This is a genomic window from Gordonia effusa NBRC 100432 (genome assembly GCF_000241305.1).
Taxonomy (GTDB): domain Bacteria; phylum Actinomycetota; class Actinomycetes; order Mycobacteriales; family Mycobacteriaceae; genus Gordonia; species Gordonia effusa.
On the sequence record NZ_BAEH01000132.1, the window covers coordinates 37,367 to 55,303 of the forward strand.

A 17,937-nucleotide genomic window follows, 5' to 3' on the forward strand; every position below is an offset into this window, starting at 1 on the left:
GAACCGATGCGCAGCAATATCTTTGACCAGGCCAACCAAGCGGTCGCCACCCAGGAACGATGGAGCCTGCAATCCACCAAGATGCTCCGGGTCGGCTTCGGCCCCGACGTCCTCGCCGCCAAAGGCGCGATGGTCGCCTACCAGGGCCAGTTCCAGTTCAAACATGAGGGAGCCGGCAGCGTCGGCAACTTCCTCAAACGCGCGGTGACCAATGAGGGCGGTCAGATGATGCGCGTTTCGGGTCAGGGTGAGGTCTACTTCGCACAGAACAACCACAATGTCTTCACCCTGCAGCTCGAAGGCGACGCCATAACCATCAATACCTCGAGCCTGCTGGCCTTCGACGCCGAGCTTCAGTGGAAGATCACCACGATCGGCAACGCTGGCATGCTGGCTGGCGGTCTGTTCAACCTCGAGGTGGCCGGTCATGGCACCGCGGGCATCACCTGCCATGGCACGCCCCTCGTGCTGGACTGCTCACAACAGCCGACCTTCGTCGACCCGCAGGCCGCGGTGTGCTGGTCGGCCGGTTTGCAGCCGACCATAAAGAACGATCTGAAGCTCGGGGCACTCATCGGCCGCGGCTCAGGTGAAGCGTTCCAACTCGCCTTCCACGGCCCCGGATTCGTTGTGGTTCAGCCGAGCGAAGGCCGCAGCGTCCTGCCCGGCTGATCTTCGAGCAACGAACCACCCGACCGTGCACGCCCCCGTGCAGTGATACATCAGTGTCCTGGATTTACAGACTGGAGAAATATCGACGTAGCTGCGCTGCGCCTAAAAAGGGACCACCTAAAGCACGCACAAGCTACTATTGGGCTGAGCAAGCTACTTTATTGGCAATCAACGTTGTCTCTTTGTCTATGATCCCCACCGTGGGGGTTGGGTATATTCCAATAAGAACCCAAAATTGCGGAGTTTCCGTCTCATTGCGGGGCCAAGACGACCGTTGTCGCGGGGCCAAGCGAGAATATGGGCAGACTCACGAGCTGCGCACTGACCGATCAGTCCGCCAACGTCGACATTCATAACAACGGCGCTTCGTTCCGCCGACGCGGGAAGTAAACGACGCCGAATCGCGTCCCAACGAGATGACACATTCGGTCACCTCGAAAGCGTGACGCACCCCGGGTTGTCGCAGACATATTCGAAGACGCGGCTCGCGAATTCGGCGGGTTTGGCACAGCGCTTAACACCTCCGACAGGGCAGTGGAAGATGATTCTCGAGACCAACGACGACGAGCACCATCTGATGTTCGACATCAATACCTAGGCCCCTACTTCTCATTTAAAGAAGCGGTCCACCATCGGGAGGAAATTGGTAAAGTTGTTACCGTTGTTACCCGATATTGGTCGCATCCTCTGATCCGATACTCGATTTAAGCTGGCGGGAATTCGCCACCGGCGCGTTACACCCACTCACCGGCTGATGCACTCGCGATTTACGGGATCTCGGCCGACGCATTGCCTACCGCGTATCCGGTGGACCGTCGCGCAATCAGCGCGTGCCACTAGCAACCCTAAGACTGGCACCCCGCCCGCGCCTGCCCGACGACGGTGCACCCACTCATTAAGTGGGTGCACCGTTCGTATCAGGTCTCGCCAGATCGACCCGTCGATTGGTCGGTCAGTTCACTGACCACTTCAGCGTTGTCGGGCGAACGGCACTCAGTTGGGCCCGTCATCGTCGGTGGTCGGATCCGACTGGTCTCCGGTGTCATCGCTATTGTCCGTTGTCGGCGGCGCTCCCTGTGATTCATCGGCCGTGTAACTGCCTGCCGGGCACGCCGGGTCTTGATTCGTCGCGCAGTAGTCCTGACTCAAGTTGTTGCCCGTTGAGCCGTCAGCTCCGCTCGGTCCACCGTTCGCGGGCTGACCATCCGCATCCCAAACACCCGGCGTGCCGCCAGCCCCGTGATTCGGATTCGTACAGACCGTGCCCTCGCACTTCACAAAGCCCGACCCACCTTTCGGGTCTTTGACCGCGTTAGGTGCGACGAAACTGCCTGCCGGGCAGGCCGGATTCTGGTTTTTCGCGCAGTATTCGCGAGTGAGATTGCTGCCCGTTGACCCGTCTGCTCCAGCTGGCCCACCATTGACAGGCTTGCCATCGGCATCCCAACTACCCCGGTCGCCACCGGCGCCGTGATTAGGGTTAGTGCAGATCGTGCCCTCGCATTTGACATAGCCTGGCCCACCTTTGGGATCTTTGATCGCGTTCGCCGCGACGTAGCTACCCTTTGGACAGCCCGGATCCTGATTCTTCGCGCAGTACTCCTGTGTCAAATTGTTGTTAGTTGAGCCATCAGCGCCAACCGGCCCACCATTTACCGGCTTTCCACTGTCATCCCACCCACCGTGCTTGGAGTGATATTTGACGTGTGGACCGACAAACGAGCCGGCAGGACAGGCTGGATCTTGATTGGCCGAGCAATAGTCGCGTGTCAGGTTATTACCAGTAGAGCCATCGGCTCCGACAGGCCCACCGTTGATCGGATTGCCGCTCGTGTCCCAACCTTTCACCTTGGGATCGGGCTTGCTTGGATCGCCGTACACCACCACTCGCGCCTTCTTGACGGACGACGACTCAGATGCCACATCGGTGTCATTGTCGGACGATCCGCAGCCCGCAAGGAATAGCGCCCCGCAACATAGCGCAGCCAACAGGGTAAGAAGCCTTTTCATGAGAATTCCTAGTCTCTAAATTTTCATCAGTGACACTACCAATTAGATCAGACAAAACGCTCAAATATTGCGAAACGGGCACGCTCTTCCAGAGTCCGAGATACGTCGGATTCATCCAATTGGTAGCGGCGGCCTTCGACTTCCCATTCGAGCATAGCCAGCGGGACATATGTCCAAATGCCGCTTTCGCCAAGTGGTCACAGAAGACCGTGGTAGTGCCACCTATTGGGGTTAACCAATCGCACGATCACGAATACCGGATGGCCGATTTGACATATGTCAACCATTTTCAGCAGTCGAGTATTTGCGAATTGCACTCGTCGCGCACAGATTAATGACGCCCGCAAAATCGAGCCAGCAGTGTGGCACTAATCAATTACCGCTCGGGCGAAAAAGGCGCTCGTTTGACGAAGTCTGTGCATCAACACCCGCCGCGCAAAATGGACGCGCGTGCCGAGCCGATTTCACCACGTTGTTCACATATCAAAATAGTCAGCTCGAAGGGTGAGGTAGCTCTGCTCCGCGCGCGACACGAGCAGGAACGGACCGTTAGCCGTCGTCTGCGTCAAGGAACTTATGAATCACCCTCCTCCGGTCGCCAGCCTCGTGAAATACTATACTGACACATCAGTCCTATCGATGCATCCATTATTACCGGAAGGAAACCATGTCTAAGAGCATCTTGATCACCGGAGCGAGCTCCGGATTTGGCCGAGGCACCGCGCTTGAACTCGCACGACTCGGACACAAGGTGGTGGCTACCGCCGAGACCTGGCCACAGGTGCGAAGTCTTCGCGCCGATGCCGCAGCAGCGGGAGTTGAGGTCGAGGTCATAAAGCTGAACCTCCTCGACGAGATCGACATCGCGCACGCCGCGACGTATGAGCCCGACGTCCTGGTTCTGAACGCCGGAGTCATGGAGGGAGGCTCGATGGTGGACATCCCACTAAGGCGTGTACGGGAATCGTTCGAGATCAATGTGTTCGGTCATCTGGAGCTAGCGCAGGCGATCGTCCCCAAGATGGTGGAGAAGAAGTCCGGAAAAGTTGTCTGGACCTCATCCATGGGCGGGATACTGGTAGTTCCGTTCCTCGGAGCCTATTGCGCTACCAAGCACGCCATCGAAGCAATCGCTGGATCGATGAAGGCAGAACTAAGCCCCCACGGCATTCAGGTGGCAACCGTGAATCCCGGGGTCTTCGGCACCGGGTTTAACGACACCGGGGCCGAGAGCTACGTCCAGTGGTACGACGCCGATAAGGCGGTTGTGCCAATGCCTGATTTCGGCGACAGCCTCGCGGACCAGGCCGACCCGCAGGAAATGATCGATGCGATGGTCGAGATCATTCCGGCGGATGAGCACCTCTACCGAACCATGCGCCCTCTCGCGACCATCGACGCCGCAAAACAGTGGCAGGACACGGAGTGGACGCAGAATGCCTGAAATCACCCTCGATCACGCCGAGAGCCTAATCGCTCGCGGTATCGCCGCGGCCCGGGCCGACGGGCTCAACGCTGTGTTCGCGGTATTCGACACCGGAGCCAATCTGGTCGCCTTCGCCCGGATGGATGGCGCGTGGCTGGCCTCGAACGAGTTGGCACAGGCGAAAGCGCGCACCGCGGTTATGTTCCAGGCTCCGACCGAGGCGCTCGCATCGCCGATCGAGATCGGCTCTCCAGCACCGCATTTCGATCACATCCACTCCCCCGGACTCCTCCTGATGGGTGGCGGCGTGCCACTATTCGACAAAGACGGTGCGCTCATCGGAGGCCTGGGTGCATCAGGTGGCACGCCTGAACAGGACGCGGCACTCGCTCGTACCTGTGTCGCGGCCTGAGTTACGAACTGGCGGTCAGCTCTTCGGAGAGCACCCCCGACGTCGCCGTCTTATCTGACTGAACGGCGTTGGAAAGTCGGTCTCACCGCTCCTCGGCTTCCGCAGCGGCCTTCTTACGTTCGATGTCGGCCAGCGCGCGCTCTAGTTCCGCGCGCTGGGCGGCATTCGCATGCCAATCGTCGAGCCGATTCTTCACGACGCGGGCCGGGGCGCCGACCGCAATCGAATAGTCCGGGATGACGCCTTTCACAACGGCATGGGAGCCGAGGACGCAACCGCGGCCGACGGTCGTATTACGCAACACCGACACCTTCGCCGCAACCCAGGTATCGGCGCCAATCCGCACCGGCCCCTTGACGATCCCCTGGTCTTTGATAGGCATCTCGATATTGTCCATCTTGTGGTCGAAGTCGCAGATGTAGCACCAGTCGGCGACCAGTGTCGACGCACCGATTTCCAGATCGAGATAGGAGTTGACGACGTTGTTCGCGCCGAAGACCACCTTGTCGCCGATACGCATCGAACCCTCGTGTGCGCGTAGCGAATTGCCATCGCCGATATGCACCCATCGACCGATCTCCATCCGCGCCAACTCGGGCGTCGCATGGATCTCGACGTTGCGTCCTAGAAAGACCATGCCGCGCAGCACGATATGCGGATTGGCCGCCCGGAAGCGGAAGAGCCGGTAGTAACGCACCAGGTACCAGGGCGTGTACGCACGATTGGAAAGCACCCAGCGCAGTGAGTCGCGAGTCAGGAAACGCGCCTGCATCGGGTCACGTCGGCGGCCCGCCCGCCAGCGCGACTTATAGGACGCGTTCCACATCGTCGTCATCGATTGATCTCCCATCGCACTACGCAATCCGCATCGGATAGCCATGCGATTTTATCGCCCCACATCGGCGCGCCGAATGGGCGTACCCGTGGTCGGTCGGCGGTGCGCGGGCACACGATAGGCTCACATGCGTTGATGCCAGACCAACGGCGTCGAGTCAGCGAGGAGAACAGATGCGTGCAGTGGTCCGCCGACTATCCGGTGCAGTTCGGGTCGCCGTCGGAGTCGCCACCGTCGCGGTGACCGCGACCGCCCTGGTTTCCTGCTCCGACGGCCACATCGACGTTCGCTCGGTGGCTAGCCCGGGATGGTCAAGCTTCGGCGGCAATGCGGCGAACTCCAATTATGCGTATCCGAGCGTTCCCGACGACCTCGCATTGCGATGGTCGCGGCCGACTGGCGGCCCGATCACCGCACCGATCACGCTGTCGAATCAGTCCAACGTCGGAGTCACCGCCACGACACCGAGCGGATGTAACCTCTTCGTGCTCGATCCGAACTCCGGACGCAAGAACTTCTGCAAACGCATGCGGGACGGTATCGCCGTCAACTCGCTGCTTGTCGATCAATTCGACCAGCCGTATGTCGGTGAGTCCACCACGTTCCTCGCATTCAACGCCGGCGGTTCGATCCGCTGGCGGATGCCGGTGATCGGCGTCCCGCTTTCGTCCAAGTTCGTCGCGCCGGGCGTCGTGTTAGTGGCGACGACGCAGGGGCAGATCCTTCTGCTTAACACCCAGACCAACACGTTTGCCGCGCCGGAGGTGCGGTTACGTTCGGATATTCATCCCGAGGACGGCACCTACGGCTTCGGTGATTGCGTCACCAACGGGCCGCGCTGCGCCATTCCAGCTCCGGCAGCGGTGGATATGAACGCCGAGCGGATGTTCATCAACTTTTGGCCCGAAGGGACGATCGCGTCCCAGATTCGGGCACTGGATTACTCGGTGGTCGACGGAAAGCGCACCGTCCGCGAAGCCTGGCATGCCGACATTCCCGGTGGCGTCGTCGGACCGGCAACGCTCTCGGCGGACGGCAAGACCGTCTATACCTACAGTCGATTGGGACAGATCTACGCGCTGCACGCCGACACCGGAAAAGTGAAGTGGCGCTTCGAAAACGGCGGCTACGGCTTCGGCACGATGACAGTCTCGCCGAGCGGCGACATCATTCCGGCCGGTGTCGTCGGCGCACCGCTGCGGATGCTCCACGATGCCGGCGACCATGCCGAGCAGGTGTGGCAGCGCGACGACCTCAAATCGGTGAGCCTGTCGACGCTGACGGAGGCGAAGACCGCATGGACGGTCGTGCGCGATGCGGGTAAGGATTCGCTGTCGCTGGTCGAGGTGTCGTCAACCGATGGAAAGACCAAACGCACTCTCTCCCTTCCGGATTCGGTCGGCTTCGCGACCGGCGTCGCAGTGTCGCCGAAGGGACAGATCGCGGTTGCGACCAATATCGGCAAGGTCTACTTCTTCGACAGCAAGGCTGAGTTCGAGTAGAGCCACTGTCCGGGGCTGCCGGTCGGGTCCATGAGGTCTATCAGGTCCGTCGAATTCTGGAAATAGTCGGTGTGCCAGGGGCAGTTTGCCCTCTTCGCGCAGACTATATCCAGATTCTTGGAATCCGAAGTCTCCTTAAGACCGGACTCCGGGCTCGCAGATAAATCCGACGCCCTGTTTGCCAATCCTGGTCAGCACCAATGTCAGCGCGCGAGAACCCTTGAGCTTGAGCTTCTTTCGCAACTTATCCGGGTCTACATCGAGCCCGCGGACCAAGATCTCCAGCGTCCCGCAGTCCAATGTTGCGAGCGCCGTGCGCAACGCCCGCTCTGCGACGCCGACCTGTTCAATAACTCGAAAGCCCCTCTGCCCCAACGGGACCGAGTCGCCCGACAGATATGCGATCTGGGGATCAAGCTGCCAAAGGCCGTGCCGCGCCGCGTAATGACGCACCAGACCGGCTCGCACCACCGCGCCGTCGGGGTCGATGATCCACTCACCGACGTCGCGCACATCGGAGTCATCGGGGTCGGCCGACGTGACCTCCTCGACGCGTACGGAGCCGTCCGTCTGTGTCCGCAGCACCGTCGCACGTTGCGCCGCAACACCTTCGGCTGCAACGTCGTTCCACAGACACGCCTCGCGCACACCGCCATCGAGCGACGTGATCTGCACCTGCCCCTCGAATCCGAAGCGCGCCCGCAGCGCCAGATAGTCGATGCCGGGCGCCGATTTCACCAGCAGCGGCTGACCGCCATATGTGGTCAGTAGCCCGAGCAACGACGGCTGCAGATCTTCCAACCGAAAGGTTCGTGAGCCACCAATACGACGCGCCGGGTCTGCGATCACGACGTCGGCACGCGACGTCGGGGTCAGCGCATCGGCGCGCAGGAGGGTCGCGCCGGGTACGTTATGCCGGGCTATCGACAATCGCACCGGGTCGATGTCGCTACCCACAACCGCCGAAATACCTTCGGCAGCAACGAGTTCGCGAAGTTCCGCACCGATCGAACACGTGACGTCTGCGACGATCGCTCCCGCGAACCGCGAGCCGATTTCCGCGGCACGTAGCGCAGCGACCGACGTCGGCGTTGCTTGCTGGGCGGCGTCATCGGTAAGCAGCAACTCGTCGACGTCACGCAATTTCGCCCGCGCGCGACGTCGGCACCGCACCGTCTCGATAAGCGCGGCCTCGTGTTGCGAGTAGCGGCTTTTCACCTCATCGACATCGGCGATCATCGACGTCGGCGAAAGCTCAAGTGCCGATACATTTTCCAGCGCTTTCGCGCCAAGCCGCGACGTCAGAAAGGCGACGTCGTCGAGTGTGAACTGGTAGCTCACGGGCCAGGGCCTACCCGGCCTTAACCCCGGTCACCATGACGTTGTAGAAGAACTTCGGCGGCACGACCTTGCGCAGCACGTTCTCGTCGAGCCAGCTCAGGCGCTTCCAGCCGCCGAACGCGAAACGTCCCCAACCCCAGCCCAGTTTCTCCGGCGGAACAGCCGCCTCGAAGGTGCGCACCGGCCAGCCCAGGAATGCCGCCGCCAGTTCTTCGGTCGCGGTCTTCACTTCGACCGCACCGGCCGACCGGGCGATACCCGCCAGATCGTCGGGGTCGAAGGTATGAATATCGACTACGGCTTCCAGCGCGGCCGCGCGCGACGATTCATCCAACTCAGCCTGCGGCCGACGCCAGCTCTGCAGCGGCCCCAGCTTGGTGATGTTAGTGGTCGCGAACCAGGTGGCACGGGAAATCCAGCGGGCGTAGAAGTCACCGATGGTCGACGGCTCACCGGCGAAGACGAATCGCCCGCCCGGCTTGAGTACCCGTAGCACTTCGCGCAGCGACTTCTCGACGTCGGGAATGTGGTGCAGCACCGCGTGGCCGACGACGAGGTCGAAGGTGTTGTCGTCGTACGGGATCTTCTCGGCATCGGCGACGCGACCGTCGACGTCGAGGCCCAGACCCTCGGCATTACGCAGCGCGACTTTGACCATGCCCGGCGAAAGGTCGGTGACCGACCCCTTCTCCGCGACACCCGACTGCATGAGGTTGAGCAGGAAGAAACCGGTGCCGCAGCCCAACTCCATCGCCCGACCATAAGGCAGCTTCTCGTCGCCCGCGATCGCATCGAAGCGGCCACGCGCATAGTCGATGCAACGCTCGTCGTAGGAGATCGACCACTTCTCGTCGTAGGTCTCCGCCTCCCAGTCGTGGTAGAGCACCTGGGCGAGTTTGGTGTCCTTGAGCGCAGCGGCCACCTCTTCTTCAGTCGCGTGGGGATTCGGCTTGGGATCAGAGGATGGCGTGAGATTCGCAGTCATGGGTTTCGCTTCCGGTTGTAGAACGTGTGGCAATCTTACTTGCCGGTAAATCGAGCCTTACCTGGACCGTTCTCGATGAACGAATCCATTCCGATCTTCCGGTCCTCCGTGGCGAACAGACCGGCGAAGACATGTTCTTCGATGGCTAGGCCGGAGGCCAGATCAACTTCAATCCCCTGGTCGATCGCCGCCTTCGCCGCACGCAATGCCACCGATGCGCCATTTTCGAACTGCGCGGCCCACTTCACAGCGGCGTCGTAAACATCGTCGGGAGCAACCACCTCGTCGACCAAACCGATGGCCAGCGCTTCCTCCGCCCCGACGAAGCGGCCGGTAAACACAAGGTCCTTAGCCTTCGACGGGCCGATCAGTCGAGCCAACCGCTGCGTGCCGCCCCCGCCCGGGATCACGCCGAGCAGAATCTCGGGGACACCGAGTTTGGCGTTGTCACCGGCGATCCGACGATCCGCACCGAGAGCAACCTCTAACCCGCCGCCAAGCGCATATCCGGTGATCGCGGCGACGGTCGGCTTGGGGATATCGGCGATCGACCCCAACGCGCGCTGCAACCGACCGGCGACCTTGGCCATATCCGCATAGGACATGTCAGTCATCTCTTTGATGTCGGCGCCCGCGGCGAGCACCTTCGGCCCACCGTAGATCACGACCGCCTTGATGTCGTCCCGAACCGAAGCTTCCTCGGCCGCAGCCTGCAATTCGGTCTGCACCTGGCGATTCAGCGCGTTCATCGGCGGTCGGTTGAGCGAAATGGTGCCGACGCCGGGATGATCTGGATGGGCTTCTAGCGTGACGAACTCAGGCATGCCTACAACCCTAAAGCCACAACCTATCCGGGTTGGACGCGGCTCCGAATACCCCATATGCCGATGTCCTCCGACAGTCCCCGACGCTTCGCCGTTATCGGTTCCGGAATCTCCGGGCTGATGGCCGCCTACGTGCTGGCCCGCAACGACCACGTGACCCTCTTCGAGGCCGACAATCGGCTCGGCGGGCACGCGCACACCCACGATGTGCCGCTACCTAACGCCACGACCGTTCAGGTCGACACCGGGTTTATCGTGCACAACCAGCGGACCTACCCCACCCTCATTCGGCTCTTCGACGAACTCGGCGTGCAAACCCGCGAATCGGATATGTCGATGTCGGTCGCCATTCCCGACGTCGGCCTGGAGTATGCGGGCGGCAAAGGTATCCGCGGTCTGATCCCCTCATCGAGTTCGCTGCGCAATCGTAGATATCTGCGCCTACTCACCCAGGTGCCCAGATTTCACCGCGCCGCGCGACGACTACTCGCCGAACCGGAATCCATGCCGGTATCACTGCGCGGCTTCCTCGACGACGTCGGATTCGATGCGGACTTCCACGACTACTTCATCACCCCGCTGGTCTCCGCGGTCTGGTCCTGCGATCCGGCCGACGCGCTGGACTATCCGGCGAGGTATCTGTTCACCTTCCTCGACCATCACGGCATGCTCTCTATCACCGGGTCGCCGACCTGGCGCACCGTCGTCGGCGGCTCGGCGCGCTACGTGGACCGGGTCGCCGCCGAGTTACCTGACGTTCGCATCGGAACTCCGGTTGCGGCATTGACTCGACGATCCGGTGGCGTCACCGTGACGACCGAGGCCGGCTCATCCGAAGAGTTCGACGGGGCCGTCGTCGCCACTCATCCGCATCAAGCGTTACGACTACTGGCCCAGCCGACTTCTCGTGAGCGAGAACTGTTGAGCGCCATCACCTATTCGCCCAACCGGGCATTGCTACACACCGACGAATCGGTATTGCCGATAACCGCGAATGCCCGCGCGTCGTGGAATTATCTAGTACCGCCGTCGAATCGCGCGACTCCCGACGGCGTCGTTGTCACCTACGACGTGACCCGTCTCATGCGCCTGTCAGCTGGCGGCCCTCGAATGTTGGTGACCCTCAACGGATCCGAGTTCGTTGATCCGGCCATGGTTATCGACGAGATGTCCTACGAACACCCGCTCTACACCGCGGCGGCGGTCGACGCCGCCGCTGCGCTCGACGAAATCGATTCAGGCACAATCGCTTTCGCCGGAGCATATCGCGGATGGGGATTTCACGAGGACGGTGCGCTCGCGGGGCTCCGGGCCGCGCAGCGACTCGGTGGTCGCTGGACACCCAAGTCGAATTCGCCGATAGCACTGGCTCGCCGATGACACATACCCCAGCGATGTATCGCACGGAGATCACTCACCGACGTACCGCGCCGGTTGTCAACCGATTCCGCTACCGGAGCCTGTCCTGGTTCATCGATATCGATGACCTCCCACCGATCACTCGGTGGCTACGGCCCTTCGCGAGCTTTCGCGCACGCGACCATCTGAGCCCGCCAGAGCATGGCCGCGACACCCTGCGGAACAGAGTTGACGCCGAACTCGAACGTCACGGGATCACCCCGCAACCGGGGACGGTCACCGCGTTGCTCAACGCCCGCACGCTGGGCTACGTCTTCGATCCACTCACGCTGTATTGGTGCCACCGCCGCGACGGGCAACTGTATGCGGTTCTCGCAGAAGTACATAACACCTACGGCGGGCGGCATTGCTACGCCGTGGTTCCCGATGATCAGGACCGGGCACAGGTCGACAAGGAGTTCTACGTCTCCCCGTTCAACGTCGTCGGCGGCAGCTACTCGATGCGGGTACCCGAGCCCGACGACCGCCTGCGAATCGATATCACCTGGTATCCGCCGAGCGGACCGCCGTTTCACGCGGCGGTCAGCGGCACGCGAACCGCGGTGACTACGCGCGGCGTACTCACCGCGCAGCTACGCGCGCCACTCGCCCCGATTGTGGTATCGGCGCGAATTCGCTTACAGGGCATCACCTTGTGGCGCAAAGGACTTCAGATCATCCCCCGACCCAACAGCCGAGTGAGGAGACACTCATGACGATGGAATTCCACCTACGACCGCCAGCGGTGGACACTCGCACGTGGCCGGATGTGGCAGCGGTGCCCCATGGCCTACGCGCCCGCCTTGCCGCGCCAATAACGATGGCGCTGTTGCGGCGGGCCGCTGACCGAGCGGGCATCTGCGTCGAATTAGCCTCTGGCACACCATCACATATCGACGCCCCGACGATGATGATCGCCGACCCCGATGCCTTCGCCCGACGCGTGGGGACACACGGACTGATCGGACTCGGCGAGTCCTATATGGCCGGCGAATGGGATTCGCCCGACCTCGTCGACGTTTTGACCCGGCTGGCTGGGGTAATCTCGACGTCGGTACCACGCTGGCTACAACGGCTACGCACATTGCACCTGGCTTCACCACCTGATGCCGACGACCCGGCAATAGCCAACTCGCGCAACAATATTGCCCGCCACTACGACCTCTCCAACGAATTCTTCGCCAGCTTTCTCGACGATACTATGACGTATTCGGCCGCACTATTCGACAATCCCGACGCCGCACGATGGGATGATCTCGCCACCGCGCAACATCGTAAGATCGATCGCCTGCTCGACCAGGCCGGCGTCGGCGGGGGAACTCGATTACTCGAAATCGGTACCGGCTGGGGTGAATTGGCCTTGCGCGCGGCAGCCCGCGGCGCACATGTCCACTCGGTCACGCTGTCGAGCGAACAGCTTCGGGCCGCGCAAGCGAAGGTGCGGGCGGCCGGATTGTCCGACCGCGTCGATATCACGCTGACCGACTATCGCGATGTGACCGGGCAGTACGACGCGGTGGTGTCGGTGGAGATGATCGAGGCCGTCGGCTACGCCTATTGGCCGACATACTTCGCCACGCTTCGCCGCCTCCTCACTCCCGGCGGAAGAGTTGCCCTGCAAGCGATTACGATGCCGCACGATCGAATGCTGGCCAGCCGCAACACGCACACCTGGATTCAGAAGTACATCTTCCCGGGCGGCCTGCTCCCCTCGACTCGCGCTATCGACGACAACGCGGCAGCGGCAGGACTGCGGGTAGTCGATCGCCTAAGCATGGCAGCGCATTACGCACAGACACTGATGCTGTGGCGGCACCGATTCGACACCGTCGGGGTGTCGTCTCTCCCACCCGGCAGCGACGACGTGTTCGTGCGGATGTGGCATTTCTATCTCACCTATTCCGAGGCGGGTTTCCGGTCGAACTATCTCGACGTCGAACAGTTCACCCTGCGCGCCGAAGAGGATCATCATGTCTGACTTCTTCTATGTCGCCGCCTTGTCGGCTGCCGTACTCGCCCTCGTTCAAGCCGTCACCTACCTTGTCGGACGTCGGATCGGCCGGTACAACGTTGTCGACGTCGCCTGGGGCGTTGGTCTGGTCGCGGTCGCGCTCGTCGCATTGGTCGCCGGCGACGGCGATCTGACCCGACGAATCCTGCTCGCGGCAATCGTGTCCGTCTGGGGGCTGCGTCTGTCGTGGCATATGTGGCTCAAAAGCGCTGGCGCGGGCGAAGATCCACGCTATGTGGCCCTACTGGAACGTCATGGTGGCGCACGCCCGGTCACGGTGATCACTCGCATCTTCCTTACTCAGGCGCTCGCGCAGTGGGTCATCTCGCTGCCGGTGCAAGTGGCTGCGGTCAGTGGTCCGGTCAGCGGCGTCAGCTGGCTACTGGTCGCGATCGGCACCGCGCTGTCGGTCACCGGATTTGTTGTCGAAGCAACCGGCGATTGGCAGTTACGCCGGTTCAAATCCGACCCGCGCAATCGCGGTGTGGTGATGGATCGTGGACTGTGGGCGTGGACACGTCACCCCAACTATTTCGGCGACGCGTGCGTATGGTGGGGTATCTACGGCATATCGGCCGCGACGTGGCCGGGTGTGTTGATGATCGTGTCGCCGGTATTGATGACATATTTCCTCGTCGTCGGCACCGGGGCTCGCTTACTAGAACAACATATGGCCGACCGCCCTGGATTCGCCGAATACCAGCGCCGCACAAGCTTTTTCATCCCGTGGCCGCCCAAGGTCTGAGATGATGGCGACCAGGACGGACCGGACCGAGCACGTCGAGAGAACCGGGCGCCAGCGAATGCGGGTCCGCGCGGACGCGATCGAAGGGACACGGATGAATCAGCGGGCGTCTGCCGAAACCGCGACACTGGACGCACTGCTCGTCCGCGTCGGCGACGGCGACACCGCCGCATTCAGCGACTTCTACCACCGCACATCCGCACGTACCTACGGCCTGGTCCTGCGCGTGCTGCGCGATCCGGGATATAGCGAAGAAGTACTGCAAGAGGTCTATCTCAACGTCTGGCGCTCGGCCAGATCCTTCGACTCCTCCACCGGCTCGGTGATGGCCTGGCTGCTGACTATCGCACACCGGCGCGCCGTCGATCGTGTGCGCGCGGAACAGTCGGCGGGCACCCGGGACGCCACCTACTCAGCGGCGACGTATATGCCGCCGCGTGATGATGTTGCCGATACGGTTGTGCACCGCTCCGACTCAGCGGTGGTCGTCGACTGCCTGGACACCTTGAGTGACGCTCAACGGCTGGCGGTCGAATCGGCGTACTACAACAGCCGGACCTATCGGGAGGTGGCATCCGACCTCGGCCTTGGGCTCTCAGCGGTCAAGGCCAGGATCCGAGACGGCCTACGCCGACTGCGCGAGTGTGTGTCGGGGGTGAACAACGATGCCTGAGCTGTCTTCTGAGGAACTCGTCGACCTCGCCGAGGTCTATGCTCTCGACGCACTGGACGACGCCGAGCGGCGCGACATCTCGATCGCGTTAGCGGCTGCGGCGCCCGACGTGCGCCGACGATTCGAATCGGTGGTCACCGAGGTTCGGGAGACGCTGGCCGCACATTCGGCAACTCTCGCGCTAGCCCCGCCCGCTCGCGCTTACGAATCACTGATGGCCGAGGTCGCCCCGGCGTCGGTCGGCGGCACGGTCACCGACCTGACCGCACGGCGTCGGCGGCTGTACGTCGCGTTGGCCGCCGCCGCTGCCGTGGTCGCGGTGGTGCTCGGCGGCATCGGTATCGCCTCGCGGCTCGGCCAATCCCCCACATCGCCACCGTCGGCGGCCGAACAACTGATGTCGGCGCGCGACTTGCGGACGTCGACGGCCGCGGTGCCCGGCGGCGGCACGATGACGGTCCTCTATTCACGCAGCGCGAACTCCGCCGTCGTGGTACTCAACGACGTCCCAGCACCCGCGGCGCAGTCGGCGTACCAGATGTGGCAGATACCGGGAGCCGGCGCACCAAAATCCCTCGGTGTGATGGATGCCGCGGCGATTACCCCGTCGACCCAGGTCTCGGTGCCGAATATCGAAGCGACATCGGCGATCTCGGTCAGCGTCGAACCACCCGGCGGGTCATCCGCACCGACGAAGGTCGTCGTGTCCGTACCGCTGCGGGAGTGAGCCGATGACCCGTCCCGCCATCATGTGGTTCCGGCGCGACCTTCGCCTCGCGGATCTGCCACCGCTGCTCGCCGCGGTTGACCGTACCGCCGAGGCAATCGCGGTGTTCGTACTCGACGACGCTCTATTGCGTACCGCCGGTGGGCCGCGAATGGCCTTTCTCGCCGGGTGTGTGAACGCGCTCAACGACGATCTCAACGGACGGCTGCTGATCCTGCGTGGGCCGCCGGAGGAAGCGATACCCGCGCTGGTTCGTCAGGTCGATGCTGACTCGGTACATATCAGCGCCGACTTCGGCCCCTATGGCACTGGACGAGATTCGGCGGTCCGGGACGCGTTGAGTGCCACCGGATCCGGTGTGCCACTCATTGCCACCGGCTCGCCGTACGCGGTGTCACCGGGACGCATCGTCAACAAGACCGGGAATCCCTACCAGGTGTTCACGCCGTTCCGGCGGGCGTGGCTCGATCACGGTTGGCACACACCCGCTCACACCGACGCCAACACGGTACGGTGGCTCGACCCGACCGATGTAACGGGCAGGGTGGCAATCGATTCCGCATTCGGCGATCCCGGCAGCGATGGCCCCCAGCTACTCGCGGCCGGCGAACGAGCTGCCCAAAAGCGTTGGCGTGCTTACCTGCACGATGATCTCGACTCATATTCCGACGAGCGCGACCGGCCCGATCTGGACACGACTACGCGGTTGTCGGCCTATCTCAAATTCGGGTGTCTACATCCGCGGACGATCCTGCACGACATACGTTCGCGCAGTGACGAAAACGCCCGAACCTTGCGCAGTGAACTGGCCTGGCGCGACTTCTACGCGGACGTCTTGTATCGCCGCCCCGATACTGCCCGGCACAACTACAACAAGAAATTCGACAACCTCCGCCACGACTCTGGACCGCACGCCGATGCGGCGTTCGAGGCCTGGTGCTCGGGCCGGACCGGGTACCCCATCGTCGATGCCGGGATGCGTCAGTTACTCGCCGAAGGCTGGATGCACAACCGAGTGCGGATGATCGTCGCGTCCTTCCTGACCAAGGATCTCCATCTGCCGTGGTGGTGGGGCGCAAGACATTTCATGACATACCTCGTTGACGGCGATCTCGCGTCGAATCAACATGGCTGGCAGTGGACCGCCGGCTGCGGCACCGACGCGGCTCCCTACTTCCGGGTGTTCAATCCGACGGGCCAGGGTGAACGATTCGACCCGAACGGCGACTATGTCCGCCGTTGGGTACCCGAACTGCGCGGCATCAAGGGAAAAGCCGTTCATCAACCGTGGAAGCATTCCGAGTCATTCGATAGCGCGGACTACCCGGCCCCCATCGTCGACCACGCCGCGCAGCGCCTCGAAGCGCTCGCCCGGTACGACGAGTTGTAGCCGCCACCCCCGCCGTCCCGGCTATGCTCAACGTCGTGGGCGCACATGGCGAGCCGATCCAACTCGACGTCGATGGCAAGGCGGTTCGCGTCTCCAGTCCGGACCGGATCTACTTCCCGGAGCGCGGCGAGACGAAACTCGATCTCGTCAACTACTACCTTTCGGTTGGCGACGGAATAGTGCGCGCGCTGCGCGACCGACCGTGCATGCTGCACCGCTTTCCCAAGGGCGTCGCCGAGAAGAAGGTGCACCAGAAGCGGCTCCCCGCGGGCGCTCCGGATTGGATCGAAACCTGCGAGATCTACTTCCCGCGCTACGGCCGCACCGCCGATGAGCTGTGCGTAACCGAGCTGGGCAGTGTCATCTGGGCGGTGCAGATGTCGACCGTCGAGTTTCACCCGTGGAACTCACGGCGATTCGATCCCGAAGCGCCCGACGAGTGGCGGATCGACCTCGACCCGATGCCCGACTGCTCGTTTGACCGCATCCAGCGGGTCGCGCACGTGGTGCAAGAGATCCTGGACGAATTGGGGATGCGCGGTTTCCCGAAGACGTCCGGTGGCCGGGGGCTGCATATCTACGTACGTATCGCACCGGAGTGGGGATTCCCGCAGGTGCGGCGGGCAGCCCTCGCATTCGCCCGTGAGGTCGAGCGCCGGGCTCCATCAGAGGTCACCACCACCTGGTGGCGCAAAGATCGCGACCCCGCGGCCGTCTTCGTGGATTACAACCAGAACACGCGCGATCACACGATGGCGTCGGCATACTCGGTACGAGGAAACCCACGCGCGACCGTCTCAGCTCCGTTGCGCTGGAACGAGATCGACGATATCGCCCCCGATGACTTCACCATCGCGACGATGCCGGCACGCTACGCCGAGCTCGGCGATTTACATGCGCAGATCGACGACGTCGCATATCGCCTCGACACCTTGCTGGACTGGGCCGATCGCGACGATCTTCCGCTCGAGGACGCGCAATCGTAA

General features: G+C 62.5%; 18 protein-coding genes. 13 read left to right on the forward strand and 5 right to left on the reverse strand.

Going from position 1 to position 17,937, the window contains the following annotated elements:
- Nucleotides 1-6: 6 nt before the first annotated feature.
- Entirely contained in the window at nucleotides 7-672 is a 666-nt protein-coding gene (locus GOEFS_RS21900) for an AIM24 family protein (protein ID WP_007320143.1), read from the forward strand.
- A 442-nt stretch (nucleotides 673-1,114) separates the two neighbouring features.
- The gene (locus GOEFS_RS23550) at nucleotides 1,115-1,270 is read left to right on the forward strand and encodes a hypothetical protein (protein WP_170323215.1); all 156 of its coding nucleotides are present in this window, start codon (nucleotides 1,115-1,117) and stop codon (nucleotides 1,268-1,270) included.
- Between the two features lie 395 nt (nucleotides 1,271-1,665).
- Here the strand turns inward: GOEFS_RS23550 and GOEFS_RS21905 are convergent, their stop codons facing one another.
- Nucleotides 1,666-2,682: a hypothetical protein gene (locus tag GOEFS_RS21905; RefSeq protein WP_007320144.1), complete on the reverse strand. Its 1,017-nt coding sequence runs from the start codon at nucleotides 2,680-2,682 to the stop codon at nucleotides 1,666-1,668.
- A gap of 667 nt (nucleotides 2,683-3,349) precedes the next feature.
- Here GOEFS_RS21905 and GOEFS_RS21910 point away from each other — a divergent pair.
- Entirely contained in the window at nucleotides 3,350-4,126 is a 777-nt protein-coding gene (locus tag GOEFS_RS21910) for an SDR family oxidoreductase (protein ID WP_007320145.1), read from the forward strand.
- Nucleotides 4,119-4,520 carry a GlcG/HbpS family heme-binding protein gene (locus tag GOEFS_RS21915; protein WP_007320146.1) on the forward strand — a complete coding sequence of 134 codons (402 nt, stop codon included), beginning with the start codon at nucleotides 4,119-4,121 and terminating at the stop codon, nucleotides 4,518-4,520. The genes GOEFS_RS21910 and GOEFS_RS21915 overlap by 8 nt, the downstream gene beginning before the upstream one ends.
- Nucleotides 4,521-4,602: 82 nt before the next feature.
- Here GOEFS_RS21915 and GOEFS_RS21920 read toward each other — a convergent pair whose 3' ends face one another.
- Nucleotides 4,603-5,355 carry an acyltransferase gene (locus GOEFS_RS21920; protein WP_040525978.1) on the reverse strand — a complete coding sequence of 251 codons (753 nt, stop codon included), beginning with the start codon at nucleotides 5,353-5,355 and terminating at the stop codon, nucleotides 4,603-4,605.
- 173 nt (nucleotides 5,356-5,528) lie between these two features.
- Between GOEFS_RS21920 and GOEFS_RS21925 the strand changes: the two genes are divergently transcribed.
- Complete coding sequence (locus GOEFS_RS21925) at nucleotides 5,529-6,857, forward strand: outer membrane protein assembly factor BamB family protein (protein WP_007320148.1); 1,329 nt, start codon at nucleotides 5,529-5,531, stop codon at nucleotides 6,855-6,857.
- 135 nt (nucleotides 6,858-6,992) lie between these two features.
- Here GOEFS_RS21925 and GOEFS_RS21930 read toward each other — a convergent pair whose 3' ends face one another.
- From GOEFS_RS21930 to GOEFS_RS21940, 3 genes are read right to left on the reverse strand one after another with little or no spacing between them, the layout of a single operon-like run.
- Complete coding sequence (locus GOEFS_RS21930) at nucleotides 6,993-8,198, reverse strand: THUMP-like domain-containing protein (RefSeq protein ID WP_007320150.1); 1,206 nt, start codon at nucleotides 8,196-8,198, stop codon at nucleotides 6,993-6,995.
- Nucleotides 8,199-8,208: 10 nt separating this feature from the next.
- The gene (locus GOEFS_RS21935; protein WP_040525951.1) at nucleotides 8,209-9,183 is read right to left on the reverse strand and encodes a class I SAM-dependent methyltransferase; all 975 of its coding nucleotides are present in this window, start codon (nucleotides 9,181-9,183) and stop codon (nucleotides 8,209-8,211) included.
- A 35-nt stretch (nucleotides 9,184-9,218) separates the two neighbouring features.
- Nucleotides 9,219-10,007, reverse strand: a complete 789-nt coding sequence (locus GOEFS_RS21940) for an enoyl-CoA hydratase/isomerase family protein (protein ID WP_007320152.1) — start codon at nucleotides 10,005-10,007, stop codon at nucleotides 9,219-9,221.
- A 63-nt stretch (nucleotides 10,008-10,070) separates the two neighbouring features.
- Between GOEFS_RS21940 and GOEFS_RS21945 the strand changes: the two genes are divergently transcribed.
- From GOEFS_RS21945 to ligD, 8 genes are read left to right on the forward strand one after another with little or no spacing between them, the layout of a single operon-like run.
- Complete coding sequence (locus GOEFS_RS21945) at nucleotides 10,071-11,387, forward strand: NAD(P)/FAD-dependent oxidoreductase (RefSeq protein WP_083837401.1); 1,317 nt, start codon at nucleotides 10,071-10,073, stop codon at nucleotides 11,385-11,387.
- Nucleotides 11,384-12,121, forward strand: a complete 738-nt coding sequence (locus GOEFS_RS21950) for a DUF1365 domain-containing protein (protein ID WP_007320154.1) — start codon at nucleotides 11,384-11,386, stop codon at nucleotides 12,119-12,121. Before GOEFS_RS21945 ends, GOEFS_RS21950 begins: the two co-directional genes overlap by 4 nt.
- A complete protein-coding gene (locus GOEFS_RS21955; RefSeq protein WP_007320155.1) occupies nucleotides 12,118-13,383 on the forward strand; it encodes a class I SAM-dependent methyltransferase in 1,266 nt (421 codons plus the stop codon). The genes GOEFS_RS21950 and GOEFS_RS21955 overlap by 4 nt, the downstream gene beginning before the upstream one ends.
- Nucleotides 13,376-14,161, forward strand: coding sequence for a DUF1295 domain-containing protein (locus GOEFS_RS21960; RefSeq protein WP_007320156.1), 786 nt, complete (start codon nucleotides 13,376-13,378; stop codon nucleotides 14,159-14,161). Before GOEFS_RS21955 ends, GOEFS_RS21960 begins: the two co-directional genes overlap by 8 nt.
- Before the next feature lie 58 nt (nucleotides 14,162-14,219).
- Nucleotides 14,220-14,834, forward strand: coding sequence for an ECF RNA polymerase sigma factor SigK (gene sigK / locus GOEFS_RS21965; protein WP_007320157.1), 615 nt, complete (start codon nucleotides 14,220-14,222; stop codon nucleotides 14,832-14,834).
- The gene (locus GOEFS_RS21970) at nucleotides 14,827-15,561 is read left to right on the forward strand and encodes an anti-sigma factor (RefSeq protein WP_007320158.1); all 735 of its coding nucleotides are present in this window, start codon (nucleotides 14,827-14,829) and stop codon (nucleotides 15,559-15,561) included. The genes sigK and GOEFS_RS21970 overlap by 8 nt, the downstream gene beginning before the upstream one ends.
- 4 nt (nucleotides 15,562-15,565) lie before the next feature.
- The gene (locus GOEFS_RS21975; RefSeq protein WP_007320159.1) at nucleotides 15,566-16,951 is read left to right on the forward strand and encodes a cryptochrome/photolyase family protein; all 1,386 of its coding nucleotides are present in this window, start codon (nucleotides 15,566-15,568) and stop codon (nucleotides 16,949-16,951) included.
- 23 nt (nucleotides 16,952-16,974) lie between these two features.
- Nucleotides 16,975-17,937: a non-homologous end-joining DNA ligase gene (gene ligD, locus GOEFS_RS21980; RefSeq protein ID WP_007320160.1), complete on the forward strand. Its 963-nt coding sequence runs from the start codon at nucleotides 16,975-16,977 to the stop codon at nucleotides 17,935-17,937.

Excerpts from the sequence above, each read along its gene's own strand:
- GOEFS_RS21900 (WP_007320143.1), top strand. The coding sequence starts at position 7 with ATGCGCAGCAATATCTTTGACCAGGCCAACCAAGCGGTCGCCACCCAG.
- GOEFS_RS21905 (WP_007320144.1), bottom strand. The coding sequence starts at position 2,682 with ATGAAAAGGCTTCTTACCCTGTTGGCTGCGCTATGTTGCGGGGCGCTA.
- GOEFS_RS21910 (WP_007320145.1), top strand. The coding sequence starts at position 3,350 with ATGTCTAAGAGCATCTTGATCACCGGAGCGAGCTCCGGATTTGGCCGA.
- GOEFS_RS21915 (WP_007320146.1), top strand. The coding sequence starts at position 4,119 with ATGCCTGAAATCACCCTCGATCACGCCGAGAGCCTAATCGCTCGCGGT.
- GOEFS_RS21920 (WP_040525978.1), bottom strand. The coding sequence starts at position 5,355 with ATGACGACGATGTGGAACGCGTCCTATAAGTCGCGCTGGCGGGCGGGC.
- GOEFS_RS21925 (WP_007320148.1), top strand. The coding sequence starts at position 5,529 with ATGCGTGCAGTGGTCCGCCGACTATCCGGTGCAGTTCGGGTCGCCGTC.
- GOEFS_RS21935 (WP_040525951.1), bottom strand. The coding sequence starts at position 9,183 with ATGACTGCGAATCTCACGCCATCCTCTGATCCCAAGCCGAATCCCCAC.
- GOEFS_RS21940 (WP_007320152.1), bottom strand. The coding sequence starts at position 10,007 with ATGCCTGAGTTCGTCACGCTAGAAGCCCATCCAGATCATCCCGGCGTC.
- GOEFS_RS21945 (WP_083837401.1), top strand. The coding sequence starts at position 10,071 with ATGTCCTCCGACAGTCCCCGACGCTTCGCCGTTATCGGTTCCGGAATC.
- GOEFS_RS21950 (WP_007320154.1), top strand. The coding sequence starts at position 11,384 with ATGACACATACCCCAGCGATGTATCGCACGGAGATCACTCACCGACGT.
- GOEFS_RS21955 (WP_007320155.1), top strand. The coding sequence starts at position 12,118 with ATGACGATGGAATTCCACCTACGACCGCCAGCGGTGGACACTCGCACG.
- GOEFS_RS21960 (WP_007320156.1), top strand. The coding sequence starts at position 13,376 with ATGTCTGACTTCTTCTATGTCGCCGCCTTGTCGGCTGCCGTACTCGCC.
- sigK (WP_007320157.1), top strand. The coding sequence starts at position 14,220 with ATGCGGGTCCGCGCGGACGCGATCGAAGGGACACGGATGAATCAGCGG.
- GOEFS_RS21970 (WP_007320158.1), top strand. The coding sequence starts at position 14,827 with ATGCCTGAGCTGTCTTCTGAGGAACTCGTCGACCTCGCCGAGGTCTAT.
- GOEFS_RS21975 (WP_007320159.1), top strand. The coding sequence starts at position 15,566 with ATGACCCGTCCCGCCATCATGTGGTTCCGGCGCGACCTTCGCCTCGCG.
- ligD (WP_007320160.1), top strand. The coding sequence starts at position 16,975 with ATGCTCAACGTCGTGGGCGCACATGGCGAGCCGATCCAACTCGACGTC.